This window comes from Streptomyces sp. SudanB52_2052 (assembly GCF_964272415.1).
Classification (GTDB): domain Bacteria; phylum Actinomycetota; class Actinomycetes; order Streptomycetales; family Streptomycetaceae; genus Streptomyces; species Streptomyces olindensis.
The window spans coordinates 4,501,504-4,513,483 of sequence record NZ_OZ186796.1; the positions used below are offsets into that span (position 1 = coordinate 4,501,504).

General features: G+C 70.9%; 10 protein-coding genes. 6 read left to right on the forward strand and 4 right to left on the reverse strand.

Annotated elements, in window-relative coordinates; genetic code table 11:
- Nucleotides 1-73: 73 nt before the first annotated feature.
- Entirely contained in the window at nucleotides 74-2,212 is a 2,139-nt protein-coding gene (locus ACSUPV_RS19885; protein ID WP_037762664.1) for a SpoIIE family protein phosphatase, read from the forward strand.
- Here ACSUPV_RS19885 and ACSUPV_RS19890 read toward each other — a convergent pair.
- From ACSUPV_RS19890 to ACSUPV_RS19900, 3 genes are all read right to left on the reverse strand, one after another.
- Entirely contained in the window at nucleotides 2,167-3,261 is a 1,095-nt protein-coding gene (locus tag ACSUPV_RS19890; protein WP_031118105.1) for an AI-2E family transporter, read from the reverse strand. The two genes, ACSUPV_RS19885 and ACSUPV_RS19890, sit on opposite strands and share 46 nt — an antisense overlap.
- A 65-nt stretch (nucleotides 3,262-3,326) precedes the next feature.
- Nucleotides 3,327-4,304 (reverse strand): pirin family protein, encoded by a 978-nt coding sequence (locus tag ACSUPV_RS19895; protein ID WP_037762666.1) that lies wholly within the window; start codon nucleotides 4,302-4,304, stop codon nucleotides 3,327-3,329.
- Nucleotides 4,305-4,463: 159 nt separating this feature from the next.
- Complete coding sequence (locus ACSUPV_RS19900; RefSeq protein ID WP_031118107.1) at nucleotides 4,464-5,963, reverse strand: MFS transporter; 1,500 nt, start codon at nucleotides 5,961-5,963, stop codon at nucleotides 4,464-4,466.
- Between the two features lie 138 nt (nucleotides 5,964-6,101).
- Between ACSUPV_RS19900 and ACSUPV_RS19905 the strand changes: the two genes are divergently transcribed.
- Nucleotides 6,102-6,839 carry a TetR/AcrR family transcriptional regulator C-terminal domain-containing protein gene (locus tag ACSUPV_RS19905; RefSeq protein WP_031118108.1) on the forward strand — a complete coding sequence of 246 codons (738 nt, stop codon included), beginning with the start codon at nucleotides 6,102-6,104 and terminating at the stop codon, nucleotides 6,837-6,839.
- A 21-nt stretch (nucleotides 6,840-6,860) separates the two neighbouring features.
- Here the strand turns inward: ACSUPV_RS19905 and ACSUPV_RS19910 are convergent, their stop codons facing one another.
- Entirely contained in the window at nucleotides 6,861-7,328 is a 468-nt protein-coding gene (locus tag ACSUPV_RS19910) for an SseB family protein (protein WP_031118109.1), read from the reverse strand.
- 132 nt (nucleotides 7,329-7,460) lie between these two features.
- Between ACSUPV_RS19910 and ACSUPV_RS19915 the strand changes: the two genes are divergently transcribed.
- From ACSUPV_RS19915 to ACSUPV_RS19930, 4 genes are all read left to right on the forward strand, one after another.
- Nucleotides 7,461-8,300: an intradiol ring-cleavage dioxygenase gene (locus ACSUPV_RS19915; RefSeq protein WP_436948018.1), complete on the forward strand. Its 840-nt coding sequence runs from the start codon at nucleotides 7,461-7,463 to the stop codon at nucleotides 8,298-8,300.
- A gap of 135 nt (nucleotides 8,301-8,435) precedes the next feature.
- Complete coding sequence (locus tag ACSUPV_RS19920; protein ID WP_031118111.1) at nucleotides 8,436-10,262, forward strand: acyl-CoA dehydrogenase; 1,827 nt, start codon at nucleotides 8,436-8,438, stop codon at nucleotides 10,260-10,262.
- Nucleotides 10,263-10,336: 74 nt separating this feature from the next.
- Nucleotides 10,337-11,635, forward strand: a complete 1,299-nt coding sequence (locus ACSUPV_RS19925) for a M18 family aminopeptidase (RefSeq protein WP_436948020.1) — start codon at nucleotides 10,337-10,339, stop codon at nucleotides 11,633-11,635.
- Between the two features lie 86 nt (nucleotides 11,636-11,721).
- Nucleotides 11,722-11,976: a DUF6458 family protein gene (locus tag ACSUPV_RS19930; RefSeq protein ID WP_031118113.1), complete on the forward strand. Its 255-nt coding sequence runs from the start codon at nucleotides 11,722-11,724 to the stop codon at nucleotides 11,974-11,976.
- Nucleotides 11,977-11,980 lie beyond the last annotated feature (4 nt).

Genomic DNA, 11,980 nt, shown 5'->3' on the forward strand with positions numbered 1-11,980 from the left:
TCCACAGGGTAACGATCGAGCACGCTTCCGCTTTCGGTGGCAGTGCTCGAGCGCGTCTTCTTAAAGTAGGGCAATGCGCACTGGCGAGCCCCTGCCCGCCGTGGGGGAGGCCCTCGCCGCCCTCGCGACCGGCCTGTGGCACTGGGACACCGCCACCGGGCTGGTCACGGTCGACGCCGAGGCGGCACGGTTGCTCGGGCTGCCCGCGGAACAGGTCAGCCTCACGGAGGCCCAGGCCCGGGCCCGGCTGCACCCGGTCGACTGGAACGAGATCACCGGCGTGATCCAGCTCGCCGTCTCCGAGGGCACCCTCGCCGAGGTGCGGGTCCGGATCATGGACGAGCAGGGCCGGATCGTCCGGGTGGTCCGCAGCCGGTCCAAGCCGTCCTTCGACCGGGTCCGCAAGGCGTACCGGCTGATCGGCACCCTCCAGGAGGTCACCGAGCCGACGCCGGGCACCCCGGCCGGACGCAGCGCGGTCACCGGCGACTGGCGGCGCTCGCGGGAGGCCTTCCTGCTGGACGCGGGCCGGGCCCTGGCCGAGGCGCGCTCCACGCAGGAGGTCCTGCGGGTCACGGCCAATCTGTCGATGCCGGGGTTCTCGCCGGACGGGCTGGCGGTGTTCGGCGTGGAGGGTGACCGGCTGACGGTCATCGGCCACCACGGGCAGCAGCAGGGCGACGAGAACCCGTTCTCGGACATGCCGCTGGACACGGACTACCCGGCGGCCGAGGTGGCCCGGACCGGCCGGGCCGTGTATCTGTCCTCCGCCGAGCAGTACAAGGCCCGGTATCCGCTGACCTGGCCGCTCGCCGAGCGGTTCGGCCGCAGGTCCTGGGCGTTCCTGCCGCTGACCGTGGCCGGCCGCACGATGGGCGCCTGGATGGCTGCCTTCGCCTACCCGGTGGCGTTCACGCCGGACGAGCGGTCCGTGCTGGCGACGGTGGCGCGGATGCTGGCTCAGGCGCTGACCCGGGCGGGTGTGGCCGAGAGCGAGCGCGCCCTGACCGACGGACTCCAGCGCACGATGCTGCCGAGGCTCGGCCCGCAGCGCATCCCGGGCATGAGCGTCGCCGCCCGCTACGTCCCCACCGGCGGCGGACTCCAGGTCGGCGGCGACTGGTACGACGTGATCCCGCTGCCCAGCGGCCGCTTCGCCCTGGTCATCGGGGACGTCCAGGGCCATGACGTACGGGCGGCGGGGCTGATGGGCCAGCTGCGGATCGCCCTGCGGGCCTACGCCTCGGAGGGGCACCGCCCGGACGCGGTGCTGTCCCGCGCCTCGCGCTTCCTGCACGGCATCAGCGACGAGGACCCGGCCGACCCGCGCTTCGCGACCTGTGTCTACGTCGAGGTCGACCCGGCGACGGGGGTGCTGGACATCGCCCGCGCCGGGCACCCGGACCCGGCGATCCGGATGGCCGACGGCACGGTGCTGACGCGGCCGACCTCGGGCGGACTGCCGCTGGGCATCGACCCGGACGCCGACTATCCGACGACCCGGCTCGCCCTGGAGCCCGGCGAGACCATGCTGATCTGCACGGACGGCCTGATCGAGACCGGCGGCCACGACCTGGAGACCGGCTGGCGGCGGCTGCGCGCGATCCTGGAGGAGCACAAGGGCGATCTGGAGGAGCTCGCCGACGCCCTGGTGCAGGCCGTGCACGGGCCGTCCTCGCACCACACCACCGGCCCGCTGGCCGACCGCCGCGAGGACGACATCGCCATGCTGCTGCTGAGCCGGGACGGCGAGGGCTGCGGCTGCGGCGGGTCCATGACCGTGCGGCCCCCGGTGCGGCGCTCGGTGCTGACGGTCGCGCAGGCCGAGCCCGAGCGGGTCGCGGTGTCCCGGCAGCAGCTGCGCGAGCTGCTGCACGACTGGGCCTCGCCGGACCAGGTCGACTCGGCGGTGCTGCTGCTGTCCGAGCTGCTGACGAACGTCCTCGTGCACACCGACTCGGACGCGCTGCTCGTCGCCGAGATCACCGGCGAGGTGGGCGACCGGCGGCTGCGGATCGAGGTCACCGACGCGGGTGACGACCTGCCGCACAAGCGCAGACCCGGGGAGCTGGCGTCCTCCGGCCGCGGCCTGGTGCTGATCGAACTGCTCGCGCACACCTGGGGGGTGGACCCGCGGGGCGAGGGCAAGAGCATCTGGTTCGAGCTCTACGAGTCGGTGAACGGCTCGGGCGACGGCTCCTGGTCGCCGTAGCGGGTGCGCAGTTCCTGGACCACCCCGAAGGCGGCCGCGGTGAGCGGCACGGCGAGCAGCATGCCGAGCACGCCGGCGACCGACGCCCCGGCCGTGATCGTCACCATCACCACCGCCGGGTGCATCTGCACGGTCCGGCTCTGGATCGCCGGCTGGAGCACGTGCCCTTCCAGGACCTGCACCGCGAGCACCACCCCGAGCACCCACAGCGCGATGACGAACCCCCGGTCGGCGAGCGCGACCAGCACGGCCACGGCTCCCGAGACGAAGGCGCCGAGGTAGGGGATGTACGCCCCGACGAAGACCAGCGCCCCGAGCCCGGCCGCCCCGGGCACGTCGAGGACGAGCAGGCCGACCGTGATGCAGAGGGCGTCGATGAGGGCGATGAGGGTGGTACCGCGCATGAACCCCTCGACGGCGTGGAACGCCCGCCGCGCCATGGCCTCCAGGGTGTCGGCGGAGCCGCGCGGGGACAGGGCCCGCAGCGTCCCGGTGGCCCGGTCGGAGTCGCGCAGGAAGAAGAAGACGAGCAGCAGCGCCAGCACGGCCATGGCGAGGGCCTCGCCGACCACGCTGACCCCGCTGATCACACCGGAGGCGGCGGTGCCGCCGAACCTGCCCAGCAGCTCCCGGGCGTTGGAGGCGAGGTCGTCCAGCGAGGTGCCCGCGGCGCCGAAGTGGTCGGAGACGCCGCGCGCGGCCTGCCTGAGGGAGGCGACGATCTCGTCGCCGGTGTCGATGAGCGCGGCGACCACGATGTAGACGGCCCCGCCGACCACGGCGACGACGGCGACGCAGGTGAGCCCGGCCGCGACCGAGCGGTGCACCCCGGCCTTCACGAGCCTTCGGTGCAGCGGCCGGAGCAGTGCCGTCCCGAGCAGCGCGAGCAGCACGGGCACGACGGCGGTGCGGAACTCGTCGCAGAGCCGGATGCCGACGTAGACGACTCCGGAGACGAGCAGGAGGAGCACGCACCAGGCGGCGAGGCGCCGGAGGGGGTCCGGCAGGAGGAGCCCGGGGCCGGGGAGGGGCGGCTTGGAGACCTGCACGCCTCCACCCGAACACGCCCCGGGCGGGCCGTCCCGTCGGGACGGCCCGCCCGGGTGAGGGGGCGTCAGCCCTGCGGGCCGCCCGCCGTCATGCCGTGCACCGCCGGGACCGTGCCCAGGCGGCCCTTCTGGAAGTCCTCGAAGGCCTGCATGAGTTCTTCCTTGGTGTTCATCACGAACGGGCCGTAGTGGGCCATCGGCTCACGGATCGGCTGTCCGCCGAGCAGGACGACCTCCAGGTCCGGCGTGTGGGAGTCCTGCTTCTCGTCCGCGCGGACGGTCAGCGAGGAACCGGCGCCGAAGACGGCGGTCTGGCCCATGTGGACCGGGCGCCGCTCGGTGCCGACGCTGCCGCGCCCGGCCAGCACGTACGCCAGGCCGTTGAAGTCCTCGCGCCACGGCAGGGTCAGCTCCGCGCCCGGCGCCAGCGTCGCGTGGATCATCGTGATCGGCGTGTGCGTGATGCCGGGGCCCTGGTGCCCGTCCAGCTCACCGGCGATGACGCGGAGCAGCGCGCCGCCGTCGGGGGTGGTGAGCAGCTGGACGGAGCCGCCGCGGATGTCCTGGTAGCGCGGGGCCATCATCTTGTCCTTGGCCGGGAGGTTCACCCACAGCTGCAGGCCGTGGAAGAGCCCGCCGGACATGACGAGATGCTCCGGTGGCGCCTCGATGTGCAGCAGGCCCGAGCCCGCGGTCATCCACTGGGTGTCCCCGTTGGTGATGGTGCCGCCACCGCCGTTGGAGTCCTGGTGGTCGAAGATGCCGTCGATGATGTAGGTGACGGTCTCGAAGCCGCGGTGCGGGTGCCAGGGGGTGCCCTTGGGCTCGCCCGGGGCGTACTCCACCTCGCCCATCTGGTCCATCATGATGAACGGGTCGAGGTGGCGGTAGTTGATCCCCGCGAAGGCCCGGCGCACCGGGAAGCCCTCGCCCTCGAAACCGCTCGGAGCGGTGGTGACGGCCAGCACCGGACGGGCCACGGCATCGGCCGGCGCGGTCACGCGGGGCAGCGCCAACGGGTTCTCGACGGTCACAGCAGGCATGTCGGTTCCTCCTCGTGTACGCCCAGTTTAGTTGAGCATTGAACTTTCTGCCACTCCAAACAGAGAAAACCGGGAGGGCATTCCCAGCGGACGCGGGAGGCAACCCCGGAACAGACCGAAGGCCGGCACCTTGAGGGTGCCGGCCTTCGTCCGCCCTGGTCAGGCGACCAGTTCGCGCTCCTCGCGCTCCTCCCCGGCGGGCTCCGCCCTGCGGTCCCGCATCACCAGCGTGGCGACGACGGCCGCGACCAGGACACCGATCGCGCTGATCGTGAAGGTCGTCGACATCGAGGCGGTGAAGGCCTCCCGGGCCGCCCGGACCAGGCCCGAGTCACCGCCCGCGACGGCCAGGGCCCCGCCGATGGACTCCCTGGCCTGCTCGGGGGCGCCGGCCGGCATCTCGTCGGCGTAGCCGCCGGAGAGCAGGGAGCCGAGGATCGCGATGCCGAGGGCGGTGCCGGACTGCTGGATGGTGTCGTTGAGGGCGGAGCCGACGCCCGCCTTCTCCTCCGGGATGGTGCCCATCAGCGCGGCCACCGCGGCCGGCATGGCCAGACCGGCACCGAGGCCCAGGATCCCCAGCGCCACGGCCGGGACGGTGAACCCGCTGTCGGCGGTGAGCGTGGTGAGCAGCCCGAAGGAGACGGCCATCAGCAGCATCCCGCCGAGGATGACGAACCGGTTGCCGACCTTGACGGCGAGCTGCGCCCCGGCCGCGTTGCCGGCCAGCGCGGCCACGGCCAGCGGCAGGAAGGCCAGGCCCGCCTTGACCGCCGACCAGCCGAGGACGAACTGCAGGTACTGGGTCAGGACCAGCAGCAGGCCGGCGTTGCCGATCTGGACGAGGGCCAGGGAGAGCGAGCCGCCGCTGAAGTTGCGGTGCCGGAACAGGACCAGCGGGACCATCGGCGCGGAGGTGACGTTCTCCCAGACCACGAAGCCGGCCAGGGCGACCACCGCGACGGCCAGCACCACCAGGGAGCGGCCCTCGAAGGCGCCGTGCTGCGGGATCTCGATGATCCACCACACCAGGGCCGTCATCCCGACAGCCGACAGCACCGCGCCCAGCGGGTCGGGCTTCTGCCACGGCGCCTTCGACTCCGGCATCAGCAGCACACCGGCCAGCAGCGCCAGGGCGACGATCGGGACGTTGATCAGGAAGATCGCCTGCCAGGCGAAGTGGTCGATGAGCACACCGCCGAGCACCGGGCTGCCGACCAGCCCCAGCATGGACACCGAGCCCCACGCCGCCATGGCCTTGGGCCGCTCGTCCTCGTCGAAGACGGTGATCAGGATCGACAGCGTCGACGGCATGATCAGCGCCCCGCCGACGCCCATCGCGATCCGCACCGCGATCAGCTCACCCGGGCTGGAGCAGAACACCGCCCCCAGCGAGGCCGCCCCGAAGAGCAGGAGGCCGATCAGCATCACCCTCCGGCGCCCGAACCGGTCCCCCAGGCTTCCCGAGGTCAGCAGCAGCCCGGCGAAGACCAGGGTGTAGGAGTCGAGGATCCACTGCATGTCCTGGCTGCTCGCGCCGATGTCCTCGGTCAGCGCGGGCACGGCGACCGTCAGCGCCATGTTGTCGACCACCAGCACCAGCGTGCTCAGGCACAGCACGACCAGGATCCACCAGCGGCGTGGATTGCGAGCGTCCATGTCCTCTTCCCCTCCTGCGAACACCGTTCCTGTGATGCGAACACTGTACGCAGAGCGGAACAGTGTTCGCAACCCTTGAGTTCTGTACGCTGATTGCGCACGCTGTTCGCACCAGAGGGTCATTCAGGAGGAGCGCCCATGAGCAGGAGCAGGACGACGGACAGGAACCCGATCCCGTCCGTCTGGACCCGGGAGCAGCGCCGGACCGACCAGCCCGCGCTCAGCCGGGACGCGATCGTCCGCGAGGCGATCGCCATGCTCGACGCGGACGGCATCGAGGCGCTCTCCATGCGCAAGCTCGGCGCCCGCCTGAACGCCGGCGCGACCTCGCTGTACCGGCACGTGGCCACGAAGGACGAGCTGATGGAGCTGGCGGTGGACGAGGTCGCCGCGGAGATCCACGTCCCGCCGGCCGACAGCCCGGACTGGCGCGCCGCGGTGACCGAGGCGGCCGGGTCCTTCCGTACGACGGCGCTACGACACCCCTGGCTGACCCTGGTGCTGGGGCAGGCGGGGCTCGCCTATCTGGGCCCCAACTACATGAGCTTCTCCGAGCGCCTCGCGGCCCTGTTCACCGCCGCCGGATTCCCCGAGCCGAGCCGCGCGATCGACGCCGTCTTCTCGTACGTCATCGGCATGAGCACGACCGAGGCCGCCTGGCTCACCACCGTGGCGCGCTCCGGTGAGTCGGAGACGGAGTTCGTGGCCCGCCTGCTGCCCACGGCCCAGCAGGTCTCCGCCGGCTACGACCACCTGGCGGCCGCAGGGCCCGAGACCAGCGCGCAGGCCGCCGACCCCGCGAAGCTGCGCGACGACAAGTTCGCCTACGGCCTGGAGGTCGTCCTGGACGGCCTGGCGCTGCGCCTGCCGACATAACGAGAACGAGGAGGGCCGGGCTCAGCCGCCATACATCCGGCGCATCGCGAACTCGACCATCTGCTCCACGGCCTTCGCGTCGAACACCATCCGGTGCTCGCCCTCCATGTCGAGGACGAAGCCGTAGCCGGTGGGCAGCAGGTCCAGCACCTCGGCGCCGGTGATCACGAAGTACTTGGACTCCTTGCCCGCGTACCGGCGCAGCTCCTTGAGCGTGGTGAACATCGGGATCACCGGCTGCTGGGTGTTGTGCAGGGCGAGGAAGCCGGGGTTGTCGCCGCGCGGGCAGTAGACCTTCGACGTCGCGAAGACCTGCTGGAAGTCCTCGGCGGCCATCTGCCCGGTCGTGAACGCGCGCACCGCGTCCGCGAGCGAGGGCGGGGACGGCTCGGGGTACAGCGGCGGCTGCTGCCCGTACCCGCCGGACATCGGCTGCTGCGGAGGGGCGTACTGCGCTTGCGGGCCCGCTGTCTGGTCGTAGCCGTACATGAGCGCAAGCGTACCGAGAGCGGCCGGGCGGGAGGTGCGGTACGGCGGTGACGGCGAACCGACAGCGACTCGACAGCGACCTGACAGCCGTGACTATGGATCGCCACAGCCGCGGCTCATAGCGTCGGAGCCATGACCGAACGCCACGACGAGGGCCCGCACGAGCACGACAGAGGCCTCTCCTACGACCTTCCCGTCCTCGCCCGCCGCCGGATGATCCGGCTGATGGCCGGAGCGAGCCTGATACCGCTGGTGGGCTGCACGTCAAAGGAGGAGACCCCGGCGTCCTCCTCGTCCCCGGCGTCCTCCTCGACCTCCTCCTCGTCGTCCTCGTCCGCCGCGTGCGCGGAGATCCCCGAGGAGACCGCCGGGCCCTTCCCCGGCGACGGCTCCAACGGCGTGAACGTCCTGAAGGAGAGCGGGGTCGTCCGCAGCGACATCACCAAGAGCTTCGGCGACTCCGCGGGCGGCACCGCCGAGGGCGTCCCCCTGACGATCACCCTGACCGTGGTGGACGCGGCCTCCGGCTGCGGCAGCCCCAAGAAGGGCGCCGCCGTCTACCTCTGGCACTGCGACCGCGAGGGCAACTACTCCCTGTACTCCGAGGGCGTCACCGACGAGAACTACCTGCGGGGCGTCCAGGAGACCGACGACCAGGGCCGGGTCACCTTCACGAGCGTCTTCCCGGGCTGCTACGCCGGCCGCTGGCCGCACATCCACTTCGAGGTCTACGGCAGCCTGGCCGACGCCACGGCGGCCACCTCCATCACGAACACCTCGCAGCTCGCGTTCCCCAAGGACGTCTGCGACACGGTGTACGCCACGGAGGGCTACGACGCGAGCGTGCGGAACCTGAGCAGCCTCTCCCTGGAGACGGACAACATCTTCAGCGACGGCCACGCCCAGCAGCTGGCGACGGTGAAGGGCAGCACCACGGAGGGCTACACGGCGACACTGACCGTTCCGGTGTGACCTGTCACAGATGACGGGATCGGGGTTGCTTCTTATTACCGGCGGGTAGCATCATCGGAGCTACTTGTTGGTACGTGAACTAGCGCGAGGATCCAGTGCCTCGCCGATCTCTCTACGGAGCCGGGAGCCGTCGCCATGGGGCACTACAAGTCGAATCTCCGCGACATCGAGTTCAACCTCTTCGAAGTACTCGGGCGCGACAAGGTGTACGGCACCGGCCCGTTCGAGGAGATGGACGCCGAGACCGCGAAGAGCATCCTGGAGGAGCTGACCCGCCTCTCGGAGAACGAGCTGGCCGAGTCCTTCGCCGACGCCGACCGCAACCCGCCGGTCTTCGACCCGGAGACCAACACCGCGCCGGTCCCGGCCTCCTTCAAGAAGAGCTACCAGGCCTTCATGGACTCCGAGTACTGGCGCCTCGGCCTGCCCGAGGAGATCGGCGGCACCACCGCGCCGCGCTCCCTGATCTGGGCCTACGCCGAGCTCATCCTGGGCGCGAACCCCGCCGTGTGGATGTACTCCTCGGGCCCCGCCTTCGCCGGCATCCTCTTCGAGGAGGGCAACGAGGTCCAGAAGCACATAGCCAAGATCGCCACGGAGAAGCAGTGGGGCTCCACGATGGTCCTCACCGAGCCCGACGCGGGCTCCGACGTGGGCGCCGGCCGCACCAAGGCCGTGCAGCAGGAGGACGGCTCCTGGCACATCGAGGGCGTGAAGCGCTTCATCACCTCCGGTGAGCACGACATGTCGGAGAACATCCTCCACTACGTGCTGGCCCGCCCCGAGGGCGCCGGCCCCGGCACCAAGGGTCTGTCCCTCTTCCTCGTCCCGAAGTACCTCTTCGACTTCGAGACCGGCGAGCTGGGCGAGCGCAACGGCGTCTACGCCACCAACGTCGAGCACAAGATGGGCCTGAAGGCCTCCAACACCTGCGAGATGACCTTCGGCGACCAGCACCCCGCCAAGGGCTGGCTGATCGGCGACAAGCACGACGGCATCCGCCAGATGTTCCGCATCATCGAGTTCGCCCGCATGATGGTCGGCACGAAGGCGATCTCCACGCTCTCCACGGGCTACCTCAACGCCCTGGAGTACGCCAAGGAGCGCGTCCAGGGCCCCGACCTGGCGAACTTCATGGACAAGACCGCGCCCAAGGTCACCATCACCCACCATCCGGACGTCCGCCGCTCGCTCATGACGCAGAAGGCGTACGCGGAGGGCATGCGCGCCCTGGTGATGTACACCGCCTCGATCCAGGACGCCATCCAGATCAAGGAGGCCGCCGGCGAGGACGCCGCCACCGAGCACGCGCTGAACGACCTGCTCCTGCCCATCGTCAAGGGCTACGGCTCCGAGAAGGGCTACGAGCAGCTCGCCCAGTCCCTGCAGACCTTCGGCGGCTCCGGCTTCCTCCAGGAGTACCCGATCGAGCAGTACATCCGGGACTCCAAGATCGACACTCTCTACGAGGGCACCACGGCCATCCAGGGCCAGGACTTCTTCTTCCGGAAGATCGTCCGCAATCAGGGCGCCGCGCTGAACTCCCTCGCCGAGGACATCAAGAAGTTCCTCGCCCTCGGCACGGGCGGCGAGGAGCTGGCCGGTGCCCGCGAGCACCTCGCCAAGGCCGCCGTCGAGCTGGAGGCCATCGTCGGCCTGATGCTCACCGACCTCGCCGCCACCGAGCAGGACGTCAAGAACATCTACAAGGTGGGCCTGAACACCACCCGCCTGCTGATGGCCTCCGGTGACGTCGTCGTCGGCTACCTGCTGCTCAAGGGCGCCGCGGTCGCCGCCGAGAAGCTGGAGACCGCCTCCGCCAAGGACAAGGCCTTCTACACCGGCAAGATCGCCGCCGCCAAGTTCTTCGCCGCCAACGTCCTGCCGGGCGTCACCCTGGCCCGTAAGGTCGCCGAGGGCGTCGAGCTGGACCTGATGGAGCTGGACGAGGCCGCGTTCTGATCCTCACGTCCGTTGTTCGAGGGCCTGTTCCTTACCCAGAGGAACAGGCCCTCGTCCGTCGTTAAGGTGAACCCATGACCGAACGAGCCCGCTTCGACCGCGGCCACACCGACGACCTCATGACCTTCCTGGCGGCGAGCCCCTCGCCGTACCACGCCGTGGCGACCGCCGCCGAACGGCTGGAGAAGGCCGGCTTCCGGCAGGTCGCGGAGACGGACGCCTGGGAGGGGACGAGCGGCGGCAAGTACGTGCTGCGCGGCGGCGCGATCGTCGCCTGGTACGTCCCGGAGGGGGCCGGGCCGCACACGCCGTTCCGGATCGTCGGCGCCCACACGGACTCCCCCAACCTGCGCGTCAAGCCGCTCCCCGACAGCGGCGCGCACGGCTGGCGCCAGGTGGCCGTGGAGATCTACGGCGGACCCCTGCTCAACTCCTGGCTCGACCGCGACCTCGGCATCGCCGGCCGCCTCACCCTGCGCGACGGCTCCACCCGCCTGGTCAACGTCGACCGCCCGCTGCTGCGCGTGCCGCAGCTCGCCATCCACCTGGACCGCTCGGTGACGTCCGAGGGCCTCAAGCTCGACAAGCAGCGGCACATGCAGCCGGTCTGGGGCCTGGGCCACGACGTGCGCGACGGCGACCTCATCGCCTTCCTGGAGGAGACCGCCGGCATCCCGGCGGGCGAGGTCACCGGCTGGGACCTGATGACGCACTCCGTGGAACCGCCCGCCTACCTGGGCCGCGACCGCGAACTGCTGGCCGGCCCGCGCATGGACAACCTGCTGTCGGTGCACGCCGGCACGGCCGCGCTCGCCGCCGTCGCCTCGGCGTCGTCCAAGCCCGCGTCCATCCCGGTCCTGGCCGCCTTCGACCACGAGGAGAACGGCTCCCAGTCGGACACCGGCGCGGACGGACCGCTCCTCGGCACCGTGCTGGAACGCTCGGTCTTCGCACGCGGCGGCACCTACGAGGACCGGGCCCGCGCCTTCGCCGGCACCGTCTGCCTGTCCTCCGACACGGGCCACGCCGTCCACCCCAACTACGCGGAGCGGCACGACCCGACGCACCACCCGCGCGTCAACGGCGGCCCCATCCTCAAGGTCAACGTCAACAACCGCTACGCCACGGACGGTTCGGGCCGCGCGGAGTTCGCGGCGGCCTGCGAGAGGGCCGACGTGCCCTTCCAGTCCTTCGTCTCCAACAACTCCATGCCCTGCGGCACCACGATCGGCCCGATCACCGCCGCCCGGCACGGCATCAGGACCGTCGACATCGGCGTGGCCATCCTGTCGATGCACAGCGTCCGCGAACTGTGCGGCGCCGACGACCCGTTCCTGCTCGCCAACGCGCTCACGGCGTTCCTGGAGGGTTAGAACAGGCCATCACCGCATGGGTGTTCCCCACGGGGGTACCCGGTGTGCGGACCGGAACGACCGGACCGTACAGGGAGGCGACACTCATGGGCCTCGGCGGATGCATCATTCTCATCGCCGTGGGAGCCATCCTCACGTTCGCGACCGACTGGGACATGCAGGGGGTCAACCTGGACCTCGTCGGCATCATCCTGATGATCGTCGGACTGATCGGCGTCACGACCTTCAGCAGCATCGCCCGGCGCCGCCGAGTGGTGGTGCCACCGACCACACCGGTGGTCGACGACCCGGCGGTGCACCACCACCGCCGCGACGGCTACAGCGACGGATACGGGGTGTGACGCC